The following is a 21,920-nucleotide window of genomic DNA, read 5'->3' on the forward strand; positions in this document are numbered from 1 at the left end:
TGATTTTATAACGTTACGAGCGGCATATATGATATGGTATAACATGACAAGTGAGATGCACTCCATTTCGGTTGGTGAAGATGCGCCGGTAGGATTTCAGGAGCATGATCACAAGAATTGCGTCGAAACGGCGTTGGCCACAGCGGATGCTCGGTGCAGGGAAGAAGGGTTGCGGCTAACCCCTGTGCGGCGAAAAGTTCTTGAAATGCTGTTGCAAGATCACAAGTCGCTTGGGGCTTACGCTATACTTGATCGTTTGCGCGAAGCCGGTTTTGGCTCGCAGCCGCCGGTGGCTTATCGCGCGCTGGATTTTCTGGTCCAGTACGGGTTCGTCCATAAGATTGAACGTTTGAACGCCTTTGTGGCCTGCTCTCATCCCGGAGAGGTCCATTCCCCGGCCTTCATGATCTGCAGAAAATGCGACGCTGTCGCCGAAGCTCAGTCGGCACCGTCCAATGGCGTCCTCGGCGCAGCCGCGCGCGCGGCGGGTTTCGAAATCGAACGAACCGTTGTAGAAGCCGAGGGACTCTGCCCAGACTGCACCGAGAAGGCGTAGACATGACCCTGATCACCGTTGAGAACCTCAGCGTGCGTTATGGCGCGAATACCGTTCTGCGCCATGTCGGTATGACGATCGAGGCTGGTGAAATCGTCACGATCGTTGGTCCAAACGGATCGGGCAAGACCAGCCTGTTGCGTGCCCTTATCGGCGCGACCAAGCCTGCGGAAGGTAAGGTTACACTGAAGCCTGGGCTAAAAATCGGGTATGTCCCCCAAAAACTTCACATTGATCCGACCCTGCCGATATCAGTGGAAAGATTCATGCGTCTGACGGATCGTGTCTCTAGGCTTCAATGTACAGAAGCGCTTGAAACTGCTGGGGTGCCGGATCTGCTAAAGCGCCAAATGTCGCAATTGTCAGGCGGACAGTTTCAGCGCGTCTTGCTGGCGCGGGCGTTGATCAATCGGCCCGACGTTCTGCTTTTGGACGAAGCCACTCAGGGTCTCGACCAACCGGGGTCTGCGGCGTTTTATCGTCAGATCGAAGAGGTCCGGCGTGAATCCGGATGCGCCATATTGATGATAAGCCATGAATTGCACGTGGTCATGAGCGCGTCGGACAGGGTGATCTGCCTCAATGGTCATGTGTGCTGCCAAGGGTCCCCCGCAGTCGTAGCCTCGGCCCCGGAATATCGGGCCCTGTTCGGAACGGGTACCGGAGGCGCACTGGCCCTCTATCGCCATGATCACGACCATGATCACGATCACGATCACGGTCATTGTGAAACCTCTCAGGAAGCCGCAGAATAATGCTGGATGATTTCATGACGCGCGCGACGCTTGCAGGTGTTGGCGTTGCTTTTGCTGCGGCACCACTGGGGTGTTTTGTTGTCTGGCGTCGAATGGCCTATTTCGGGGATGCCACCGCCCATGCGGCAATCTTGGGTGTCGCTTTGTCGCTGACGTTTCAGTTGTCCGTCTTTACTGGGGCGCTAGCTGTTGCGCTTGCAATGGCACTTACCGTGACACTGTTGTCCGGACGTGGCTACGCGATGGATACACTGCTGGGTGTTCTAGCACATTCTGCACTTGCCTTCGGTCTAGTCGCCGTATCGTTCCTGTCCGGTGTTCGCATCGACCTGATGGCCTATCTCTTCGGTGATATTCTGGCGGTGTCACGCACCGATCTGGTTGTGATCTGGGGTGGCGCAGCGCTTGTCGTGGCCCTGATCGTATGGCGCTGGTCGCAGCTTTTGACGGCGACCATGAATGAAGAGTTGGCCTATGCCAGCGGCTTTGACCCCAAGCGAGAGCAGTTGATCCTGACGCTGTCTCTGGCAGTTACGGTGGCCGTGGCGATAAAGGTCGTAGGTGTTCTACTGATTGCTGCAATGCTGATCATCCCGGCGGCGGCGGCGCGCAGTCTGGCCAGATCACCGGAAGCGATGGCTTTGATTGCGGCGGCGATTGGTGCATTTTCCGCAATCGCCGGGCTACGGGCTGCTTACATGTTTGATACGCCTGCAGGGCCATCCATTGTTTGTGTTGCTGCAGTAGTGTTTGCGTGTTTCAGCCTGATCGGATGGCAAACGCGGCGTGGAACCTAGGACATCTGCAAAGATCAATGCGGTCGCGTCGACACGGTCACGAATTCAATTTCGTCTGACAGGATGTCCCGCACCCCATGTGGGAGCTTGGCGTCGAAGCTGAGCGTGTCACCTTCGGACATCTGGAACTCTTCGGTCCCACAGCCATAGATGGCACTGCCTTCAATCATGTAGATGAAGACGTAGCCTTCGTGCTGATAGTTAGGCAACTTGCGTTGGTCTTGTTTTGAGATGCGGATGCGTGCGGATTGGAATGACCCGCTAGGCCCGCTGTGTTTGCCGAGCAGTAGATAGTCATGGGCATGGTCTGGTGTGATACGCCGCGACGGTAACCCGGTTCCCGCCTGAACGTGATGCACATCCGAGGTCGTGTCGGTATGGCTGAACATCGCCATCAGAGAGACAGATAGTGCATCTGCCAACGCGTGTAAGGTACTAAGGGACGGCGACACATGACCATTTTCGATTCGGCTGATCATGGGCGCGGAAACCTTTGACTGCGCGGCAAGTTCGGTCACCGTGAGCTGACGTTCCTGTCGCAAACGCTGCAGGGTTCGCCCGATCTCAAGTTCTGGTTCTGTTTTCTTGTCCTGCATCGGGCCGCTTTGACATTCATTCTTCCAGTTAAAGTAGCTTTGGCCTGAATTGCAGGATAGTAAAAGTGTGTTCTGACAAAAAACAAGCTTAGCTGAGCGATTGGCGCAAAACTGCGCCAATGCGATGAAGGCAGCGGTGTTTTGAACTTATTTTCCTTTCCAGACCGGATCACGCTTTTCAGCGAAGGCTTTTGCGCCTTCAAGCTGATCTTCGCTGGAATAGAGGATATCGACGGTGCGCAGCTGGCGCTTGGTGATGCGGTTCATGGCGTCCTGAAATTTGCTGTCTTCAGCTTCGCGCACGACCTCTTTGATCGCAGCATAAACCAGCGGAGGACCCGAGGCGAGTAGACGCGCCAATTCCCAGGCACGATCCATCAGTTGATCGGCAGGCAGGACTTCATTGACCAAGCCCCAACGCTGACCTTCTTCGGCATCGAACCAGCGTCCAGTCAGCAATAGCTCCATCGCGATGTGGTAGGGAATGCGTTTGGGTAGCTTGACGCTCGCCGCATCTGCAACGGTTCCGGATCGAATCTCAGGCAGGGCAAAAGTTGCGTGTTCAGCGGCCAGGATCATATCGGCTGAAATCGCAAGCTCGAGCCCGCCACCACAGGCAATACCATTGATGGCCGCGATGACCGGTTTGTTCAGATCGCGTAACTCCTGCAAACCACCAAAGCCACCGACACCATAATCCCCATCCACGGCGTCGCCTTCGGCTGCGGCTTTCAGGTCCCAGCCAGGGCAAAAGAACTTCTCGCCTGCTCCGGTCAAGATAGCGACGCGCAGCTCGGGATCATCGCGAAATTCGGCAAATACCTGCCCCATGATCCGGCTGGTTGCCAGATCGATGGCATTGGCTTTTGGCCGATCCAGCGTCACTTCGAGAATTGCGCCGTCACGGCGGGTCTTGATCGGGTCCATTTCTCAGGCCTTTCTGATAAGCGCATCCACCGCCACCGCCCGGGTGGGCGTGCAAATAAGCGGGTTGATTTCGACCTCGCCGAGCGTTTCGGCATTTTGCATTACATAGTCTTGAACGGCCTGAATGGCGGCAACGATTTCATCCATATCAGCCGCTGGTTGGCCGCGATAGCCTGACAGCAGCGGCGCGACTTTCAACTCGCCCAGTGCCGCGCGAATACTGCTGGACGTTGCCGGGATCAAAAGCGAGGTGGTGTCGCGCAGTATTTCGGTCAGGACACCTCCGGCACCCAGAGTCAGCACAAAGCCGTGGGCAGGATCCCGCACGACGCCGACGAGTATTTCTGCCACCGCACCTGTGATCATCTCTTCGATCAGAATCTCTTCGGTTCCAATATCCGCTGCCACACCCGCCACATCGGCAGCCTGAACCCTCAATCGTACAGCGGAATGTTCGGACTTGTGGGCAAGGCCGACGCCTTTGACAGCAAATGGCGCTTCCATTTCTTGCGCCGCGCTGAGGGCTTCCTTTGCGCCACGAACGGACCTGTTCCGAGGGATGCGCAAACCATGGGCAGCCAGAGCTTGCTTGGCCTCGGCTTCGAACAGCGTATGCTTGACATCAGACGTACCCGGCAAGCAGACTGGCGCGCTTGCAGGTACGGCGACCTGACCCGCCGCACGCGTGGCAGAAAGGGCTTCGCGGAGACCCATGAAGGGTACAACACCGGCCTCCATTAGGGTTTGTGCTACATCCTCAGGTAGCAATTCGGGCAGGGTAGAAACCACGGCAAAACGCGCACCCGTATCTGCCCGCACTTTTTGTGCTGTACGCGTGGCAGCGGCCCAATCTGTGGGATCGGTGGTCGGGTAATCAACGATCGTGAATGTCAGATCTATGTCGTCGCCAGTCATTCCGGCCCAAGCGTTCGCCATCGCCTCTTCATCGCGCCAGATATAGGTGTGGTAATCGAGTGGATTGCTTATTGCGACCATCGGACCAAGTGCATCGCGCAATCGGGTTTGCTTATCTCTGGACAGTTCTGGAAATCTGAGGCCAGTGCCGATCGCCATATCTGCGATCAGGCTTGCCTCGCCGCCCGAACAGCTGATCGACGCAATGTTGCCCCCCGGCAAAGGCCCATAGCAATGTAACAGTTTCAAGGATTCCAGAAACTCGGGCAGCGAGGACAGGCGCGGGATGCCCAGCCGGTTTAGCAAAGCCTGCGCACCCGCATCGCTCCCTGCCAGTGAGGCGGTATGAGAAACTGTTGCTGCCTGCGCCTGTTCGGATGCGCCCACCTTAAGTGCGATCAGAGGCACGCCTTTCCGATGTGCCTTGGCAGCAAGGGCCTCCCATTCGCGGATATCCTTGAAGCCCTCTATATGTAAACCGACGGCAGTGACCCGTGGATCATCGATCAGCGACATCGCGATCTCAGCCTGACTGGTCTGCGCCATGTTCCCGCAAGTCACCATATAGGCAATCGGCAGAGCTCGTTTCTGCATAGTCAGGTTGATCGAGATGTTGGAGCTCTGGGTCAGAATGGCAACGCCTCGATTTACTCGAGCAGCTCCATGCTGATCGGGCCACAATAGCGCACCATCAAGCGCATTTATAAAGCCATAGCAGTTCGGCCCAAGAATGGGCATGCTGCCTGCTGCATTGATCAACTCTGGTTGCAGATCTCCTCCTGCCTGATCCTCGGCTGCAGCTTCCGAGAAGCCAGAGGCAAAGCAAACTGCGCCGCCGCTGCCCATGTCTGACAGAACCTGAACGGCCTCAACGGTGGCGTGACGGTTGATGCCAACAAAGGCCGCGTCCGGGGACGATGGCAGGTCCTCAATCCGTGCGCAGGCCTTGTGCCCGGCAATTTCATCCGCCTTGGGATGGACAGGCCAGATTTTCCCTGCGTAGCCCATGCGTTCCGACTGCAGGATAACCTGCTGGCACCACGCGCCGCCGCCGATCACCGCGATGGATTCCGGGCGTAGAAGACGGGAGATATCTTTGCTCATTCGGGCCTCAGGCACCCAGGGGCCGCAGCAGATCACGACTGATGATATGCCGCTGGATTTCACTCGTACCATCCCAGATACGTTCTACACGCGCGTCCCGCCAGAACCGTTCGATCGGGAAGTCGTCCATCAGACCCATGCCACCATAGATTTGCAGCGTCGTATCCGTGACCTTAGCCAGCATTTCCGAAGCATAAAGCTTGGCCGAGGCGATCTCGCGATTTGAGGGCAAGTCCTGATCCAGACGCCATGCGGCCGCGAGCGTCAGCCAGTCAGCAGCGTCGATCTCGGTGATCATGTCGGCGATCTGAAAGCCGACACCCTGAAACTTACCGATCGGCTGGCCGAATTGCTTGCGTTCAGCCGCGTAGTTCAGCGCATAATCAAAACAGCGCCGCGCGCGCCCGACCGAAAAAGCAGCAACCGTCAGGCGCGTTGCATAGAGCCACTCGTTCATCACGGCGAAACCGCCATCGACCTCGCCCAAAACCTGTGCGTCGGGCAAACGGCAATTGTCAAAATACAGGATATAGTTCTTGTAGCCTTTGTGGCTGACTGAGTTGTACCCCTCGCGCACTTCAAAACCCGGCGTACCACGATCTACGAGGAAGGTAGTGATCCGTTTTTTGGGGCCTTTCGGAGTTTCATCCACACCTGTTGCGATGAACACGATGAAGAAATCCGCGTGCTCCGCGCCCGAGATGAAGTGTTTCGAACCGTTGACGACCCAGTCACCGCCATCGCGAACGGCCTGACATTTCATGCCCCGAACATCTGACCCCGCGTCAGGTTCGGTCATAGCTAGAGCATCCATCTTTTCGCCACGCACGGCAGGCAACAAATAGCGTTCACGCTGGTCGGCGTTGCAGGCCATCAGGATATTCTGCGGGCGACCGAAGAAGTGGGTCAATGCCATCGAACCTCGGCCGAGCTCGCGTTCGACAAGAGTGAAATCAAGATGCGAGAGACCTGCGCCACCAACTTCTTCGGGGAAGTTACAGGCATAAAACCCCAGTTCGATGCATTTCCGCTTGATTTCGTCTCCCAGCTCTTGCGGCACCTGTCCGGTGCGTTCGACCTCAGCTTCGTGGGGGTAAATCTCGTTCTCAACAAAGCTCCGCACTGTTGAGACGATCATTTCCTGTTCTTCGGTTAAGCCAAATTGCATGACGCGTTCCCCTGATGTCTGATTGGCAATGAAACGTAATTGCCTGACACAATGACATGCAGTAATCGTACGATATCATGCCGAGTTAGAAAAATTTGACCCAGATCTATAACTTTTTGCTGTTCGACGGGTTCTCGAACCTTTGCCTCGCCAACATGGTTGAGCCATTGCGCGCGGCGAACACTTTGGCGGGGCAGGATCTCTATGCCTGGCAGTTTTATTCACCCCATGGTGCGCCAGTCCAAAGCTCCAGCGGGTTGCAGGTCGCGCCGCATGGAGCGATGGGCATTGAGGCGGGTGATGCTTTGGTTGTCATGCCGTCTTATGGGTATCTGGAACACTCGGTTCCCGATACTCATCGCGCTTTGCGCAGGGCCGCAACCCGTCATCGCAAACTGGCTGGTCTGGACACAGGGAGTTGGTTGCTCGCGCGTGCGGGACTGTTGGAAGGGCATCGCGCGACCATTCACTGGGATGAACTTTCCCGGTTCGAAGAAACTTTTACCGATGTCGAGGTCGTGCAGGAACGTTTTGTGATCGACCGGGACCGGATCACCTGCTCAGGCGCGATGGCTGCTTATGATCTGGCGACTGCGCTGATTCTTGCGGATCACGGGCCGCTGTTGTCGATGGAGGTGGCGCATCTTCTGATGAACCGTGGTGAACCAAGTGCTGCTTCACCACAGATGAAATCCGAAGACAGGCTGGTGAATCGGGTGCTGGGCGTCATGCAGGGCACGTTGGATGCGCCAGTAATGATAAAGGATATCGCTCGTCAGCTCGGGTGCTCTCAAAAGAAGATTGAGACCCGGGTTTTGTCCGAGCTGGGTGTAACACCGCAGGCGCTCTATCGTCGCCTGCGTCTGAATTTGGCGCGTAAACTTGCGGTCGAGACCCAGCAGTCCGTGGCCGAGATCGCCAGCCGCTGCGGGTATGAGAACCCAAGCGCAATGACGCGGGCGTTCCGGATGCAATTCGGGCAGACACCAACAGCCTATCGGAACGGGGAGTAACTTTGGGATTAGCCTCGCGCGCGTGAGAGGTCCGGGTCATACGGGGACGGCGCAATCACCTCGGCCGCGATCATTTCTCCGCACAGGTCAAGTTGCATTCGGCTGCCGGGTTCGGAAAATTCCGGATTCACAAAGCCGTAAGCAAGGTTTAGCCCTGTTCTGTGGCCCCAGTCACCTGACGTGATTGTGCCAATAACCATGTCGTCCAACATCAGGGAGGCTCCACCATGCGCCGGTGCTTTGGTTGCATCGATTTTCAGGCTTACCAGTTTCTTCTTCGGACCGCTCTCAAGGCGTCTCTGCAACGCATTTCGGCCAATGAAATCGCCTTTGGTCAGTTTCACGAACCGATTCAAACCGGTCTCAAACGGGTCGAACTCTGTGAGCAGATCGGCTTTCCAGTGCAAGAACCCTTTCTCCATCCGCATGGACTCGACGGCGCGAGCACCAAATAATTTCAAGTCATGCGTCTCGCCAGCTTTTCTGAGCGCCAGATAGGCCGCGTATAGTGAGGCGTTCGGGACATGTATCTCGTAGGCCAGTTCCCCTGAGAAGCTGATATTCAATACAGTTGCTGGCGCGAATCCGACAAAGCACTCGCGAACTGACAGCCAGGGAAAAGCTTCTCGCGACCAGTCTCCTCGAGCACAAGCGGACAGCACGTCGCGCGATTTGGGTCCGGCCAGCACTAATATTGTCTGATCATTGGTGAGTGAGCGGATTTGCACATCTTCGCCATCATGCAGATGCGCCTTTAGCCAGTCCATATCATGGTATTCGCTGGCGGCGGCGGACCCGTACCAGACCCGTGCCGGGCCGCGATCACTCGCGGGAAGGTTGGCGATGGTGGCCTCGGCTTTGACCATCCCGTGGTGGTTCAGCAGATAACCAAGGCCGACCCGCCCGTCGCGTTTTGTCACCGCGCCGCACATCATCCGATCCAGAAACCGATGCCGATCGGTTCCAGTGATTTCCAGCCGGTTGAAGCCGTTCACTTCGGCCAGTCCGACATTTTCTTGAAGGTTTCTGATTTCCGCGGCCACGACGTCAAAGGTCTCATCAAAACTGAAACTCAGCGTTGGGTGAAAATCTGGTGCAGGCTTGATGTAGTCGACCCGCTCCCAACCGTTGACCACTGTGAATTCAGCCCCTTCTGCTGCGAGGATCGGGGTCAGCGGTGTGGTTTTGGCGGGGCGACCGGCAGGCCGGTGTTCGTGCGGGAAATGAAAGCGGAATTCATTCTGGTAATCTTCGATGGCTTTCAGCGCGGTCAGCTCCACATTTGTGTGGCCGGTAAACCGACGCGGATCAAGGCACCACGTGTCATAACAGGCCTCGCCGTGAACGATCTGTTGGGCCAGCAGCCAGCCGTGGCCTCCTCCTTCACCTAGACCTGCGCGTAGGCCGATGATGCAGAAAGCATTGCGCTTTCCGGGGATTGGCCCGACCAAAGGTGCGCCGTCAATTGTGTAGGTGATCGGACCATTCACCACTGTATGAATACCGACATCCATCAGTGCAGGCATGCGTGCGAAGGCACCTTCCAGCACATCCGTCACGCGGTCCAGATCGTCAGGGCACAGCGCGTTCACAAAATTCGGATCGATCCCGTCCATGCCCCAGGTTTTGCAATCCTGCTCGTAGAAGCCGACCAGCAAGCCGTTCTTCTCCTGCCGACAATAATAGTCGCTGATCGGACAGCGCAGCAGGGGCATCCGATGGCCTGCGTCGCGGATCGCTGCGATTTCTTCTGTCAGAAAATACTGGTGCTCCATCGAAGCGACAGGGTGGTGCACGCCCATCATCGCGCCCACTTCGTTGACCCGATAACCACAAGCGTTAACTACGATATCGCAGTCAATATTGCCGTGTTCCGTGTGAACCGTCCAGGTATCGTCCTTGTGCTGTGTCAGTCCTGTGACCGGAGTATTGCGATATACCTCGGCCCCGGCTTTGCGCGCACGGCGTGCCAGAGCTTGGCACAGTTGAGCCGGATCGATGTCGCCATCTAGCGGATCCCATAGCCCACCGAGAAGGTTGTCGGTGGAAATCAACGGGTGCCGGCGGGCGCATTCCTCTGCATCTATGACCTCGAAATGCACATCCATTCCGCGCGCCATAGACGCAAAATGATGGTACCCCTGCATCTGCTCAGGCGTATTTGCAAGCCGGATGCCGCCGTCACCGTGATGGTAGTTGATAGGATAGTCCGGATCCTCGGCCAGTTCCTTGTACAGGTTGATCGAGTGGGTCTTCAGACCAACCATGGTCTGGTTCATGCCAAAATTGGTCACCTGCGCGGCCGAATGCCAAGTTGTGCCGCTGGTCAACTCATCGCGCTCGACCAGCACCACATCGGACCAACCTTCACGGGTCAAGTGATACAGAGTCGAGCAGCCGGCGATACCGCCGCCAATGACGACCACTTTAGTGCGCGATTTCATCAAGGACCCTCCGGTAGGTAGTCTTTTGGGGATTAGCCTGTTCTGTCAGTTGGTTCACAAGCGGCTGGATGTTGTTACGTAAAAAATCGAAAATAAAAGCTCATTAACTCGTAGTAATTCGAATGCGGTTGAAATTCGCCCTAGGCGTTTAGTTGAATTGATCAATCTGATGCGGTTGGAGGATCACAAATGGCTGCGCCGCAGGCGAAAAGGTCCGGTCGAAAAGGACGTATCGCACAGCGGGCTGAAAAGCCTGCGCTCGACCCCTGTCCGCCAGGTCAACCGGGAGGCACTTACAAACCCTTGACTGGGGTTGAGCTTGAGCGGATTTACAACACAGCTCTGGATCTTCTTGAGAAGCTGGGGATCGGCGAGGTGCCGGATCGTTTGCGTTCTGATTTGTTGGCGGTTGGGGCGCAAGATAGCGGGGAGGGGAGGATACTTTTTTCGCCTCAACTTGTGGAACAGGCGATTGATCAGGCCGCCAAGACCTTCGTTCTGCACGGGCGTGATCCAGCCCGATCCATCGAAGTTGGCGGTAATCGCGTCTATTTCGGAACCGGAGGGGCGGCGGTTCAGACGCTTGATCTGCGCAGTGGTCGCTATCGGCCTTCAACCTTGCAGGACTTGCATGATTTCACGCGTCTTCAAGATGTCTTGCCAAATGTCAGCTGGTTCACCCGCTGTTGCGTTGCAACCGATCTGGAGGAAACCTTCGATCTGGATGTGAACACCGTCTATGCGCTGTTGAAGAATACCTCCAAGCCCACCGCGACGTCATTTACATTGGCGCAGCACGTTGCGCCAATTGTTGAGATATTGGATATCGCAGCCGGGGGACCCGGTGAATTCGCAAAACGCCCGTTCATGAAAGCACATATAAGCCCGGTGATCTCGCCGATGCGCTACGGCGAAGACGCGGTGGATGTGGTCTACGCCTGCATCGAACACAATATTCCGATTTCTTGCATCACCGCTGCTCAGGCCGGCGCGACTGCACCAGCGACCTTGGCTGGTTTTCTGGCGCAGTCATTGGCAGAAACTCTTGCGAGTCTAGTAATGGTCCACGCGATCCAGCCCGGGTTTCCTATGGTCTTTTCGAATTGGCCACTGGTGATTGACCTTCGGACCGGCGCGTTCTCAGGTGGCAGCGGAGAGACGGCTGTCCTGAATGCAGCATCAGCACAATTATCAAATTGGCTTGGGCTGCCTTCAGGTGTGGCCTGTTCGATGTCTGATGCCAAGGCGATCGACGCTCAATACGGGATGGAAAAGGGACTGACCTCAATGTCGGCAGCGCTGGCAGGTGGTAATCTGATCTATGAAAGCTCGGGCATGACGGCCTCGTTGCTGGGTGCAAGTTTTGAGGCGTTCGTGCTGGATGATGAGATGCACTCGTACACCTACCGCGCTTTGAGGGGCATAGAGGTGACACACGAGAATCTGGGCTTTGACGCGATCTGCGAAGCAGTTCTGGGCGAGGGCCATTTTCTGGGTGGTCAGCATACTTTTGCGGCCATGGAACGGGATTACTTTTATCCCTCACTCGCAGACAGGGACGAGCCGCGAACCTGGGCAGAAAACGGAGCGCAAGATGCCTGGAGCCGCGCGCGACATCGGGCGCAAGAAATTTTGCAGACCCATACGCCAAGATACCTGTCAGACGAACAGGATCGGCAAATCCGAGATCGCTTCAACATTCTTTGAAGGCTGATCCAGTGCTATTCGATAAGTTTGAAACTATCCGTCAGCCACGGGGTATCATCGCGCAGTGGTGAAATGATGCGGTCATTGATCAGTGATCGGGTTTTGGCATCCACAAGCTCAATCACTGATCTTGAACAATCCGGCGTCGCGACCAGCGCCAGTGTGCGTGCAAAGCTCTTGCCCGGAAACGGGTGCATGCACAGCTTTGATTGGAACCGCTTTGCCCGAGAATACAGCAGCGGCGTCGTGATGGTCCAACCCGCACCGGAGGACACCATCGACATCAACGTCTGATTGTTGCTGCATTCAAACCTGTGAGAGGACGAAATCCCCATCCGGCGTAATTGGGACTCGATCTGGCGCGCGATGATCAGATTGCTGGAATATCGTAGAAACGGCAATTTAGTTCGACCCTCAACAATGTCTTGCAAAGACTTGTCACTCACCGCAGGCAAAACGATCACAAATGGATCGCGCAGAAGGGGGCGATCCTGCAGATCGCGCATACGTTCGCTAGGAGTAGTGGAAATCCCCAGATCCAACTGCCTGTCGCGCAGCATGTCGATAATCGCGTGGCTGGAATCCGTGTGGTACATGAAATCACAGGCGGGCATATTCGCGAATAGATAGACCGCCAGCTCTGGAATGATGTCGCTGTCGAAGTCTTCGATCGTGCCGAAACGCAGATAGCTGGCCTCGGTGATGCTTCCTGCAGACGCTTCGGCCTTGGCCTTTCGGATCAGGTGCAGCGCATCGTCGATATTGCGCAGGAAGACCCGGCCCTTCGGGGTCAGAACCATGGGTCTGCGGGTGTGGTTGAACAGCTCAACGCCCAGATGGTCTTCGAGATTGCGCAGGTGATGGGAAACGGTGCTTATCGTCAGCCCTGTTTCCTTTGAGGCCGCCTGCAGCGACCCTTTCTGCGCGCATATCTGAAACAGTTCCAGCCATTTGAGGCTGAGGTCTTTCGGAGTAGACTGACGCGGCATTCCGGTGCTTTCGTGAGATCAGGGCATTCCCGGCAAATCTACGCAGATAATGAGAGCTTTGATATCAGAATCTTGGAATTCTGGCTCAATTGCCGAGCACTCAGGTTTCAGAGCTTTCCAAAAAGCCGCGCGCGGTCTGTGCAGCATCCGCGATATGGCTTTCGACTGCTTTTCGGGCTTTGGCAGGATCACCACTGAGGATGGCATCATGGATTGCAGTCATGTGGCTCATCCCAGAACGCTCTCGATTCCGCGCTGCGAGGGTCAAGGCCCGCAGGCGGCTGATCCGGCCGTTCAGACGTTGCACGACATCCCAGGCGATGCTGTGCCCAGCCTGTAGAAAAATCAGTTCATAGAAGCGAGTTGTGGCCTGTAGCAGATTTGACCATTCGGTGTCATTCTGCGCCGCGCCCACTGCTTTCAATGCCTTGCCCAGATCGTTTGCGAAACCTGTCTCATGCGCTTGTGCACAGGCGGCGGCGGCTGAGCCTTCTAGCTGTAAGCGGATGTCATAGATTTGCTGCGCTTGGTCCCAGCTGAGGGTCGAGACGATTGGCCCGCGGTTGGGGATAATCTCAACCAAACCTTCGGCTTCCAGAAACCGGATCGTCTCGCGGATGACGGTGCGGCTGACACCAAGCTGATCGCAAAGCGGGCGTTCAACAAGCCGCTCACCGGGGGCAAAATGCCCGGCGATGATCGCTTCGCGCAGGCGGGCTTGCACGATATCCCGCAAGGTTTGCGGTGCTTTTTCGATCTTTTGCAGGGTGGAGTCGGTGTTCATCATCGACGCTTTCATATCTGTGGTACGGATCCGGAACAAGTATGATTGACATATCGTATTATGGTATACCATATTCTCGACCAAAGGCTTGCCAAAGGAATCACCATGTCCGCCGAAATTCGAAAAACGCTTCTGCATGTCGAAGACACTCTGATCGAGGGTGGTAAGTTGGCGGACACTCCGCTGAAGCTAATTGCCGCAATGGCTGTCATTCGGAACCCTTGGGCTGGTCAGGGTTTTGTCGAAGATCTTGGCCCCGCGATCCGCGATTGCGCCCCCGGATTGGGGGAGTTGCTGACCAAAATGATTTTGGATGCTTCAGGTGGCGGCGACCGGGTCGAAGCCTATGGAAAATCCGCGATTGTGGGCTTGAACGGAGAGGTCGAGCATGCGTCGGCCCTGATCCACACGCTGCATTTTGGCAATCATTATCGCAAAGCAGTCGGCGCGAAATCCTACCTTTCCTTCTGCAATACGCGCGGCCCAGCCAATGCGCCGCTGCTGATCCCCTTGATGGACAAACATGATGGCGGTCGTCGCTCTCACTACCTTACGATCCAGACTTCGGTTGCAGATGCACCTGCGGCAGATGAGATTCTGATTGCACTGGGTGCATCGATTGGAGGGCGGCCGCACCACCGGATCGGGGATCGCTATCAGGACATCGAGGAACTTGGTCATGACGTTGACAACCCTGCAGCTGTCTAACTCGGGCCGATCAGTCGCGTTCAGAGAGGCGGGCGAAGGGCAACCGGTCTTTATGATCCATGGCGTTGGCATGCAATCTGCGGCCTGGGGCCCTCAGTTTGACACGCTGAGCCAGCATTGCCGTATAATTGCGGTTGATCTGCCGGGGCATGGAGGCAGTGACCGTCTGTCATCTGGAAGCCAATTGCCGGATTTTGTTGGCTGGATGCATGATGTTGTCGACGCATTGAATCTGGCTCCGGTCGCAATCATCGGGCATTCAATGGGGGCTCTGATTGCCGCCGGCTTTGCGGCGGAGCACCCCGACATCACTAGCCGTGTTGCTATGTTGAACGGCGTCTTCTGTCGCGATGCCTCAGCCCGCGCCGCAGTCATCCAACGGGCCGCTGAAATCAGCGCGGGTCGAGTTGATCTGGAAACGCCGTTGTCGCGCTGGTTTGGTGACAGTCCGGGTGATCTGGCTGCCCGTGCGCAGGTGGCGTCGTGGCTTGGGTCTGTGGATCAACGAGGCTACGCCATCGCCTATTCCGCTTTTGCGCGGGGCGATGCCACCTACGCCAGCAAGATGAATCGGATTTCATGCCCGTTTCTGGCGCTCACCGGCGACGGAGACTCGAACTCAACCCCGGCTATGTCACAAGCTATGGCCGCAGCAGTTCAAAACGGTCGGGCCGTTGTGATCCAAGGCCACCGACATATGGTGAACTTGACAGCACCCGATGAAGTAACAGCGCATCTGGTTGAATGGCTCGGCCAGCCCGCCGAAGAAAGGATTGCGCAATGACCTCACTTGATCCCCGCACGCTGCGAAATGCATTTGGAGCGTTCATGACGGGCGTCACCGTGGTTACGTCGCATGATACCCAAGGTAACCCGATCGGGTTTACCGCGAACTCGTTCACATCCGTCTCACTAGACCCGCCGCTTGTGCTGGTTTGTCTCGCCAACAGTTCAAAGAACTATGACGCATTGATTGCCGCAGACGGGTTTGCCGTCAATATCCTGTCAGAGACACAGATCGAGGTATCCAATACCTTTGCCCGGCCCGTCGAAGACCGGTTTGCCAGCGTCGAGTGGCGGCGTGGACCTGCGGGATCGCCGTTGATCGATGGGTCGTCGGCCTGGTTTGACTGCTCTATGCACAAAACCGTCGAAGCGGGGGATCATGTGATCCTGATCGGCGAGGTCAAAGCCTTCGACAATACTCCGGCACCCGGTCTCGGATATGTAAGGGGGGCCTATGTAACACCATCAACAGCTGCTGGTGCCTTGATGCAGGACACCGGCCTGATCGTCTCAGCCTTGATCGAACGCGCAGGTGAGGTTCTGTTGATCGATGCCGGTGACGGCGCGCTTGCACCGCCCGAGGCAGTGGTTGGGTCAGAAGGTGTTTCAGCGGCATTGGAACAATTGATTGAGGCCACCGGGCTGACCGCAGAGCCGGGCTTTGTTTATTCGGTTTACGAGGATGCAGAGAAAAAGCGTCAACATATCGCGTTTCTGTGTCAGGCCGCAGATGGTGAGCCGAAGAAAGGTAATTTCGTCCCACTGGATGTCGTATCCTTTGGCACTGTAACCGACAAGGCGACCCGAACCATGCTGGAACGATTGTCCGAGGAATCCCGGCTGGGAGATTTTGGCATTTACTACGGAAACAAGAACAGCGGCGAGGTTCGCCCGATTACACGAGGAGGTCACTGACATGCGGTTTTCGCTTTTCGTTCATATGGAACGCACCTCTCCCGATCAGGACCAGCAGGAGCTGTATGAAAACTTCATAGAACTGGCCAAGATCGCTGATGCGGGTGGTATGCATGCGGTCTGGACCGGCGAACATCACGGGATGGATTTCACCATCTCGCCGAACCCGTTCCTGAATATCGTCGATCTGGCACGCCAGACCAACAATGTGCGTCTGGGAACCGGAACCGTTATCGCTCCGTTCTGGCATCCGATCCGGCTGGCCGGAGAGGCCGCAATGACGGACATGATCACGAATGGCCGTTTGGATCTGGGCATCGCGCGTGGCGCCTACAGCTATGAATACGAGCGGATGGTGCCGGGGCTGGACGCCTGGGAGGCAGGCCAGCGTATGCGCGAGCTTGTTCCGGCAGTGCGGGGTCTTTGGGAGGGCGATCATGCGCTGGACGGAGAGTTTCATTCTTTCCCGGCAACCACATCTTCGCCCAAGCCTCTGCAACAAAACGGTCCACCGATCTGGGTTGCCGCGCGCGATCCCAACAGTCATGAGTTTGCGGTATCGAACGGTTGTCACGTGCAGGTCACCCCTTTGTGGCAGGGCGACGAAGAGATCACCCGGCTGATGGATACGTTCAACGCAGCCTGCGCCAAATTCCATGACGTCCCGCGCCCCGAAATCATGCTGTTGAACCACACCTATATCGCCTCGGACGAGGCGGATGCCCGTCGCGCGGCGGAAGAGATCAATCGCTTTTATTGCTATTTCGGCGCGTGGTTCAAAAACGAACGCCCTGTGTCGCAGGGTCTGATCCAGACGCTGAGCGATGACGACATCGCTAACCATCCCTTCTATTCGCCCGAGGCGATGATCCGGGACAATGTGATCGCCACGCCTGACAAAGCAATCGAACGCCTCAAGGGCTATAGCGATCTTGGATATGATGAGTATTCTTTCTGGATCGACAGTGGGATGAGCTTTGAGCGCAAGAAAGCCTCGCTAGAGCGGTTCATCGCGGACGTCATGCCCGCCTTCGCCTAAGGAGAGAAAATGCGGCAGTTTCAGCACTATATCGGCGGCACGTTTTCGGATGGGACCGCGCATTTCGACAGCCTTGATCCCGCGACGGGCACCGTTTGGGCGAAAATGCCTGAGGCCCGAACACATGATGTGAACGCCGCGGTTGAGGCTGCGTGTTCAGCGCTGAATGCCCCCGAATGGGCGACCATGACAGCAACGGCGCGTGGTAAACTGTTGTACCGGCTGGCCGATCTGGTCGCCGAAAATGCTCAGACCTTAGCCGAGCTTGAAACGCGCGATACCGGCAAGATCATTCGCGAAACCTCTGCTCAGATCGCCTATGTCGCGGACTACTACCGTTACTATGCCGGATTGGCGGACAAAATCGAAGGGGCGCACCTGCCGATCGACAAGCCCGACATGGAGGTTTGGCTGCGCCGAGAACCAGTTGGTGTGGTGGCCGCCATAGTGCCGTGGAATTCGCAACTGTTCCTGTCTGCGGTCAAGATTGGCCCGGCGCTTGCCGCCGGTTGCACAGTCGTTCTGAAAGCATCCGAAGATGGTCCGGCCCCGATGCTGGAATTCGCGCGTATTTTCGATCAGGCAGGCTTCCCGCCCGGAGTTCTGAACGTCATCACCGGCTTCGGGCCGGAATGCGGCGCCGTTCTGACCAGTCACCCGGATGTCGATCATGTTGCCTTTACAGGCGGCCCGGAAACCGCGCGCCATATCGTGCGCAACTCGGCTGAAAACCTCGCTTCGACTTCGTTGGAACTGGGCGGAAAATCCCCGTTCATCGTATTCGAAGATGCCGATATCGAAAGTGCTGTGAACGCGCAGGTTTCGGGGATCTTTGCTGCTACCGGGCAAAGCTGCGTGGCGGGATCGCGATTGGTAATCTCTGATAAGATCAAAGATGAGTTTCTGGCCCGGCTCACCGAAAAAGCGGGTGAGATCGTGATCGGGGCGCCCGATGACCTAAAGACCGAAGTTGGCCCGCTGTGCACTCAGGCTCAGCTTGTGACAGCGGCAAATTTGGTTGCTGAATCCGTCTCGGCAGGGGCCACCGTGATAGCGGGTGGGCAACCTTTGGACCGTGAGGGGCACTATTTTCCACCGACAATCATTGATTGTACGGACGCGCCTGATGCGCCCTGTCTGACGCGCGAAGCCTTTGGTCCGATCCTCTCAGTCGTCAGTTTCGGCACCGAAGCGGAGGCGATACAAATAGCCAACAACACCGCGTTTGGGCTGGCGTCGGGTGTCTTTACCAAAGACTTGACCCGCGCACATCGAATGATCCGCAGAATTCGGGCTGGCATTGTCTGGGTTAACACATATCGCGCTGTCAGCCCGATTGCTCCATTCGGAGGTCATGGACTGTCGGGCCACGGGCGCGAAGGGGGCCTACAGGCGGCGCTTGATTACACACGGGTCAAATCGGTCTGGTTGCGCACAAGCGACGATCCGATCCCCGATCCGTTCGTGATGCGGTGAATCTGACTAATCAACAGCATCCTTGGGCCAGATTTAGCACACTTTAGACAATCGCATTTCTGCCGCGCGTGCGTGGCCTTCCATGCCTTCCATCCGACTGATCCTAGCAGTGCGTTCAGCAAGCTCGTGCGAGGCTTGCGCTGAGCAGCGCTGCCATGTCACCGTTTTGGTGAATTTATGCACTGACAGACCGCCGGTATATCGGGCCGCTCCGCTTGTCGGCAAAACATGATTTGGCCCGGACGTCTTGTCGCCGAAGGGCACTGTTGTTTCGGCACCCAGAAACAGCGATCCATAGGTGGTCAGTTGGTCCAGCCACCAATCCAGGTCCTCGGCGATCACCTGCAGATGTTCGGGCGCGTAGTTATTGGCGACCCTGGCAGCCTCGTCGCGGCTGTCGCAAAGAATGATCTCGGCCCGGTCGCGCCATGCCGTGCGCGCTGCACTAGCGTTCGGCTCGGGAAGACTTTCGATCAGGGCATCGGCGCGTGCGATAACGCCCTGGGCCAGAGCTTTATCGGTGCTGACCAGCCAGACAGGGCTATCGACGCCGTGCTCGGCTTGGCTCACCAGATCCCAGGCGACAGTCTCGATCGATGCTGTGTGATCGGCAATGACCAAGGTATCGGTTGGACCTGCAAACATGTCGATGCCAACCTTACCAAACAGCATCCGTTTCGCCTCGGCGACATAGGAGTTTCCCGGACCGACAAGAATGTCGGCTGGCCGCGCACCAAAAAAGCCATGGGCCATCGCAGCAATCCCCTGAACTCCGCCCAAATTCAGGATCAGATCTGCACCGCTAAGGTCCATCGCATAAACTATTGCATCAGGGATGCCCGCACCGGGACGCGGTGGCGAGACCGCCGTGATGTGGGACACCCCAGCCACCTTTGCCGTGGTAATTGTCATCAACGCACTTGCGATATGGCTATACCGACCACCAGGAACGTAGCATCCCGCGCTCGAGATCGGGATCTGTTTCTGACCTGCAATCAGGCCGGGCATCACCTCGATCTCGCATTCGCTCACCGTGGTCATCTGCGCTTCGGCGAATCGACGGATATTGGCATGGGCAAAGCGGATGTCGTCTTTGACCTGTTCAGGCACGCGGTCACATGCGGCTTTGCGCGCTTCATCAGTCAACACGAACTCTCCCGTCCAGCCATCGAGCGTTCCGGCATAGCGCCGAACGGCCTCTTCGCCCTCACGCTCGATATTGGAGAGCATGATTGCGACGATATCGCGGATATCCGAATTTTCTGCATCGGGGCGGGGCAGGGCGGTTTTCAGATAAGAGACGGCCATGGGAAACCTCAACGCGTCAGAGAGTGGGAGTGGATAGCGCCCGCCAGAACATCGACGGTGTCGATGATCGGAACGCTTTTGGGCAAGTCGCGGGTGAGCAGAGAGAATTCGGAGCAGGCCACAAACAAAAGCGCGGCACCCCGGCCCGAAAGGGCGTTAGCAGCGTCGGAAAGTGTGCTGAGTGCAGCGCCGGTTGGCCCTTCAGATTTGATGTGGCGGATCGTGCCGAGCATCCTATCTTCATCCTCGGGCCAGATTGCGGTAAATCCGGCGCGGTTCAGGGGGGCGTCAAAAATTCCGACCTTTCGCAGCGCTGGGGAGGCAAGAATTCCGACCTGGCTGCCAGAAGGCAGGAGCTGCGCCGCTTGATCCACGGACAGGTCTACCATGTTTAGAAAGGGGATCGAGACGGCGTCCTCTATCTGCGCCGCATAGTGGTGTGCGGTGTTACACGGCATCGCAAGCGCGGTTGCCCCTGATTGCTCCAATCCTCTCGCCATATCGGCCAGAACCGGCCCGGGATCAGACCCGTTGCCCTCGATCAGGTGCGCGATGCGGGAAGGCACCTGTGGGTTCATGTCAATCAATAGTGGCAGGTGATCGGCATCATCCGCCGCCTGTACCTTGGATAACACGCGCTGCTGCAACAGAATTGTCGCCTCTGGGCCCATTCCGCCCAATATGCCGGTGACGCGGGGTTTCATGCGAAGACCTGCTTGCTGGAACTTATCACCGTGATTTACAGATTGACCCAGCGGTCGGTGTGATCGAAAGCGAAATCATAACCGAACAGGCCAACCGAGCCTCCGGTATGCAAGAACACCACACGCTCATCCTTGAACGAGCCTTTGCGCGCCAGATCGATCAGACCGGCGGCCCCTTTGGCGGAATAGACCGGGTCGAGCAGAATGCCTTCCAGTTCGGCAAACATGCGGATCGCCTCAATGCCGCTTTCGGTCGGCAAGCCGTAGCCGTCGCCTACATAGTCGGTATTGGCCATCACATCCTCGCGCTGCACCACGTCTGGGCAACCCAATTTCTCAGCCGTGTTGCAGGCTAGATCATAGACCATCTGCTCTTGCTTGGGCTGCGGTGCGCGGGTGCCAATGCCAAGAACCGGAATGCCCGTATTCATGGCGCAAAGCCCGGTGACCAGCCCGGCTTGCGTGCCCGAGGAGCCCGTCGCATGCACCACGCGATCGATTTTGAGACCGGCGTTATTGGCCTGGCTCACAAGCTCTAGCGCGCAGTTTACATAGCCAAGCGCTCCGGTCGGGTTCGAACCTCCGCCCGGAATGACATAGACGTTGTGACCTTCTTCACGCTTCTTCGCGGCCGAACGCTCCATCTCGGCGGGCATGTCGTGGCCGCCGGGAAACTTCTCGGTGGTTGCGCCATGCAGATGATCCAGCAGGACATTGCCATTGTTGTTGTAGTTGGCGTTGTTATAGCTGGTGCGGTCTTCCAGTAGGATATGACATTTCAAACCCAGCCGGGCAGCGAATGCAGCGGTTTGACGCGCATGGTTCGATTGCGTTGCCCCTTGTGTCATCACCATGTCTGCGCCTTGTTCGAGCGCTTCGCCGAACAGAAACTCTAGTTTGCGGGTCTTGTTGCCACCCGTCGACATGCCGGTGCAGTCGTCTCGCTTGATCCAAAGATCGATTCCCAGAGCCTCGGACATACGATCCATCCGTTCAAGCGGTGTTGGCAGATGGGCAAGAAAAACACGGGGAAAACGGGAAAGATGCATCAAGCTGTCCTAATCTGAGCCCGGCACATGGTTCAAGACCGGTAGGTCTTGCCAACACGGGCCGCTGGGTAGGTTTCTGGGTTTAGAATGCCGCCTGTAGTCAAGCCGCAAGGTTAGGCCTAATCACAGCGGATGGGGCGCGTCGGTCAAGCGCACTGTACCCGGTTTCGAAAAAGCCGG

General features: G+C 56.8%; 20 protein-coding genes. 10 read left to right on the top strand and 10 right to left on the bottom strand.

Features of this window, described 5'->3' with window-relative positions:
* Positions 1 to 43: 43 nt before the first annotated feature.
* From ACR0A1_RS13635 to ACR0A1_RS13645, 3 genes are read left to right on the top strand one after another with little or no spacing between them, the layout of a single operon-like run.
* Complete coding sequence (locus ACR0A1_RS13635) at positions 44 to 556, top strand: Fur family transcriptional regulator (protein ID WP_170801717.1); 513 nt, start codon at positions 44 to 46, stop codon at positions 554 to 556.
* Positions 557 to 558: 2 nt separating this feature from the next.
* Positions 559 to 1,311, top strand: coding sequence for a metal ABC transporter ATP-binding protein (locus ACR0A1_RS13640; protein WP_480867970.1), 753 nt, complete (start codon positions 559 to 561; stop codon positions 1,309 to 1,311).
* Entirely contained in the window at positions 1,311 to 2,108 is a 798-nt protein-coding gene (locus ACR0A1_RS13645) for a metal ABC transporter permease (protein ID WP_170596216.1), read from the top strand. Before ACR0A1_RS13640 ends, ACR0A1_RS13645 begins: the two co-directional genes overlap by 1 nt.
* A 14-nt stretch (positions 2,109 to 2,122) precedes the next feature.
* Here the strand turns inward: ACR0A1_RS13645 and ACR0A1_RS13650 are convergent, their stop codons facing one another.
* The 4 genes from ACR0A1_RS13650 to ACR0A1_RS13665 form a co-directional block, all read right to left on the bottom strand.
* On the bottom strand, positions 2,123 to 2,704 hold the full coding sequence (locus tag ACR0A1_RS13650; RefSeq protein ID WP_170646960.1) for an XRE family transcriptional regulator: 582 nt from the start codon (positions 2,702 to 2,704) through the stop codon (positions 2,123 to 2,125).
* A gap of 147 nt (positions 2,705 to 2,851) precedes the next feature.
* Entirely contained in the window at positions 2,852 to 3,631 is a 780-nt protein-coding gene (locus ACR0A1_RS13655; RefSeq protein ID WP_480614336.1) for a carnitinyl-CoA dehydratase, read from the bottom strand.
* Between the two features lie 3 nt (positions 3,632 to 3,634).
* Positions 3,635 to 5,650 carry an acetate--CoA ligase family protein gene (locus ACR0A1_RS13660; protein ID WP_480867973.1) on the bottom strand — a complete coding sequence of 672 codons (2,016 nt, stop codon included), beginning with the start codon at positions 5,648 to 5,650 and terminating at the stop codon, positions 3,635 to 3,637.
* A gap of 7 nt (positions 5,651 to 5,657) precedes the next feature.
* Positions 5,658 to 6,818, bottom strand: a complete 1,161-nt coding sequence (locus ACR0A1_RS13665; protein WP_170596211.1) for an acyl-CoA dehydrogenase family protein — start codon at positions 6,816 to 6,818, stop codon at positions 5,658 to 5,660.
* Positions 6,819 to 6,913: 95 nt separating this feature from the next.
* On the opposite strand from ACR0A1_RS13665, the gene ACR0A1_RS13670 reads away from it, so the two are divergent.
* Positions 6,914 to 7,831 carry a GlxA family transcriptional regulator gene (locus tag ACR0A1_RS13670; protein WP_223118493.1) on the top strand — a complete coding sequence of 306 codons (918 nt, stop codon included), beginning with the start codon at positions 6,914 to 6,916 and terminating at the stop codon, positions 7,829 to 7,831.
* An 8-nt stretch (positions 7,832 to 7,839) separates the two neighbouring features.
* Here ACR0A1_RS13670 and ACR0A1_RS13675 read toward each other — a convergent pair whose 3' ends face one another.
* Entirely contained in the window at positions 7,840 to 10,275 is a 2,436-nt protein-coding gene (locus ACR0A1_RS13675; RefSeq protein WP_480867976.1) for a GcvT family protein, read from the bottom strand.
* A gap of 189 nt (positions 10,276 to 10,464) precedes the next feature.
* On the opposite strand from ACR0A1_RS13675, the gene ACR0A1_RS13680 reads away from it, so the two are divergent.
* Positions 10,465 to 11,982, top strand: coding sequence for a trimethylamine methyltransferase family protein (locus ACR0A1_RS13680; RefSeq protein ID WP_170422883.1), 1,518 nt, complete (start codon positions 10,465 to 10,467; stop codon positions 11,980 to 11,982).
* A 14-nt stretch (positions 11,983 to 11,996) separates the two neighbouring features.
* Here the strand turns inward: ACR0A1_RS13680 and ACR0A1_RS13685 are convergent, their stop codons facing one another.
* Both ACR0A1_RS13685 and ACR0A1_RS13690 read right to left on the bottom strand, forming a co-directional pair.
* Positions 11,997 to 12,971 carry a LysR family transcriptional regulator gene (locus ACR0A1_RS13685; protein ID WP_170422881.1) on the bottom strand — a complete coding sequence of 325 codons (975 nt, stop codon included), beginning with the start codon at positions 12,969 to 12,971 and terminating at the stop codon, positions 11,997 to 11,999.
* 100 nt (positions 12,972 to 13,071) lie between these two features.
* Positions 13,072 to 13,758, bottom strand: a complete 687-nt coding sequence (locus ACR0A1_RS13690; protein ID WP_170422879.1) for a GntR family transcriptional regulator — start codon at positions 13,756 to 13,758, stop codon at positions 13,072 to 13,074.
* A 102-nt stretch (positions 13,759 to 13,860) separates the two neighbouring features.
* Between ACR0A1_RS13690 and ACR0A1_RS13695 the strand changes: the two genes are divergently transcribed.
* Genes ACR0A1_RS13695 through ACR0A1_RS13715 form a run of 5 tightly spaced genes read left to right on the top strand, consistent with a single transcriptional unit; the run spans position 13,861 to position 18,679 of the window.
* Positions 13,861 to 14,463: an amino acid synthesis family protein gene (locus tag ACR0A1_RS13695; RefSeq protein ID WP_170422877.1), complete on the top strand. Its 603-nt coding sequence runs from the start codon at positions 13,861 to 13,863 to the stop codon at positions 14,461 to 14,463.
* Positions 14,435 to 15,247, top strand: a complete 813-nt coding sequence (locus ACR0A1_RS13700; RefSeq protein ID WP_223118489.1) for an alpha/beta fold hydrolase — start codon at positions 14,435 to 14,437, stop codon at positions 15,245 to 15,247. The genes ACR0A1_RS13695 and ACR0A1_RS13700 overlap by 29 nt, the downstream gene beginning before the upstream one ends.
* A complete protein-coding gene (locus ACR0A1_RS13705) occupies positions 15,244 to 16,164 on the top strand; it encodes a flavin reductase (RefSeq protein ID WP_480867979.1) in 921 nt (306 codons plus the stop codon). Before ACR0A1_RS13700 ends, ACR0A1_RS13705 begins: the two co-directional genes overlap by 4 nt.
* A 1-nt stretch (position 16,165) precedes the next feature.
* Positions 16,166 to 17,203, top strand: coding sequence for an LLM class flavin-dependent oxidoreductase (locus ACR0A1_RS13710; protein WP_170625539.1), 1,038 nt, complete (start codon positions 16,166 to 16,168; stop codon positions 17,201 to 17,203).
* Between the two features lie 9 nt (positions 17,204 to 17,212).
* Complete coding sequence (locus ACR0A1_RS13715) at positions 17,213 to 18,679, top strand: aldehyde dehydrogenase (protein WP_170394391.1); 1,467 nt, start codon at positions 17,213 to 17,215, stop codon at positions 18,677 to 18,679.
* 33 nt (positions 18,680 to 18,712) lie between these two features.
* Here the strand turns inward: ACR0A1_RS13715 and hisD are convergent, their stop codons facing one another.
* From hisD to cuyA, 3 genes are read right to left on the bottom strand one after another with little or no spacing between them, the layout of a single operon-like run.
* Positions 18,713 to 19,987, bottom strand: coding sequence for a histidinol dehydrogenase (gene hisD / locus ACR0A1_RS13720; RefSeq protein WP_480762781.1), 1,275 nt, complete (start codon positions 19,985 to 19,987; stop codon positions 18,713 to 18,715).
* Positions 19,988 to 19,995: 8 nt separating this feature from the next.
* Positions 19,996 to 20,691, bottom strand: coding sequence for a cysteate racemase (gene cuyB, locus ACR0A1_RS13725; RefSeq protein ID WP_223118486.1), 696 nt, complete (start codon positions 20,689 to 20,691; stop codon positions 19,996 to 19,998).
* Between the two features lie 35 nt (positions 20,692 to 20,726).
* Entirely contained in the window at positions 20,727 to 21,740 is a 1,014-nt protein-coding gene (cuyA, locus tag ACR0A1_RS13730; RefSeq protein ID WP_480751227.1) for a D-cysteate sulfo-lyase, read from the bottom strand.
* Positions 21,741 to 21,920 lie beyond the last annotated feature (180 nt).

It is taken from the genome of Ruegeria sp. D6, assembly GCF_056534365.1.

Excerpts from the sequence above, each read along its gene's own strand:
- ACR0A1_RS13635 (WP_170801717.1), top strand. The coding sequence starts at position 44 with ATGACAAGTGAGATGCACTCCATTTCGGTTGGTGAAGATGCGCCGGTA.
- ACR0A1_RS13640 (WP_480867970.1), top strand. The coding sequence starts at position 559 with ATGACCCTGATCACCGTTGAGAACCTCAGCGTGCGTTATGGCGCGAAT.
- ACR0A1_RS13645 (WP_170596216.1), top strand. The coding sequence starts at position 1,311 with ATGCTGGATGATTTCATGACGCGCGCGACGCTTGCAGGTGTTGGCGTT.
- ACR0A1_RS13650 (WP_170646960.1), bottom strand. The coding sequence starts at position 2,704 with ATGCAGGACAAGAAAACAGAACCAGAACTTGAGATCGGGCGAACCCTG.
- ACR0A1_RS13655 (WP_480614336.1), bottom strand. The coding sequence starts at position 3,631 with ATGGACCCGATCAAGACCCGCCGTGACGGCGCAATTCTCGAAGTGACG.
- ACR0A1_RS13660 (WP_480867973.1), bottom strand. The coding sequence starts at position 5,650 with ATGAGCAAAGATATCTCCCGTCTTCTACGCCCGGAATCCATCGCGGTG.
- ACR0A1_RS13665 (WP_170596211.1), bottom strand. The coding sequence starts at position 6,818 with ATGCAATTTGGCTTAACCGAAGAACAGGAAATGATCGTCTCAACAGTG.
- ACR0A1_RS13675 (WP_480867976.1), bottom strand. The coding sequence starts at position 10,275 with ATGAAATCGCGCACTAAAGTGGTCGTCATTGGCGGCGGTATCGCCGGC.
- ACR0A1_RS13680 (WP_170422883.1), top strand. The coding sequence starts at position 10,465 with ATGGCTGCGCCGCAGGCGAAAAGGTCCGGTCGAAAAGGACGTATCGCA.
- ACR0A1_RS13685 (WP_170422881.1), bottom strand. The coding sequence starts at position 12,971 with ATGCCGCGTCAGTCTACTCCGAAAGACCTCAGCCTCAAATGGCTGGAA.
- ACR0A1_RS13690 (WP_170422879.1), bottom strand. The coding sequence starts at position 13,758 with ATGATGAACACCGACTCCACCCTGCAAAAGATCGAAAAAGCACCGCAA.
- ACR0A1_RS13695 (WP_170422877.1), top strand. The coding sequence starts at position 13,861 with ATGTCCGCCGAAATTCGAAAAACGCTTCTGCATGTCGAAGACACTCTG.
- ACR0A1_RS13700 (WP_223118489.1), top strand. The coding sequence starts at position 14,435 with ATGACGTTGACAACCCTGCAGCTGTCTAACTCGGGCCGATCAGTCGCG.
- ACR0A1_RS13705 (WP_480867979.1), top strand. The coding sequence starts at position 15,244 with ATGACCTCACTTGATCCCCGCACGCTGCGAAATGCATTTGGAGCGTTC.
- ACR0A1_RS13710 (WP_170625539.1), top strand. The coding sequence starts at position 16,166 with ATGCGGTTTTCGCTTTTCGTTCATATGGAACGCACCTCTCCCGATCAG.
- ACR0A1_RS13715 (WP_170394391.1), top strand. The coding sequence starts at position 17,213 with ATGCGGCAGTTTCAGCACTATATCGGCGGCACGTTTTCGGATGGGACC.
- hisD (WP_480762781.1), bottom strand. The coding sequence starts at position 19,987 with ATGGCCGTCTCTTATCTGAAAACCGCCCTGCCCCGCCCCGATGCAGAA.
- cuyB (WP_223118486.1), bottom strand. The coding sequence starts at position 20,691 with ATGAAACCCCGCGTCACCGGCATATTGGGCGGAATGGGCCCAGAGGCG.
- cuyA (WP_480751227.1), bottom strand. The coding sequence starts at position 21,740 with ATGCATCTTTCCCGTTTTCCCCGTGTTTTTCTTGCCCATCTGCCAACA.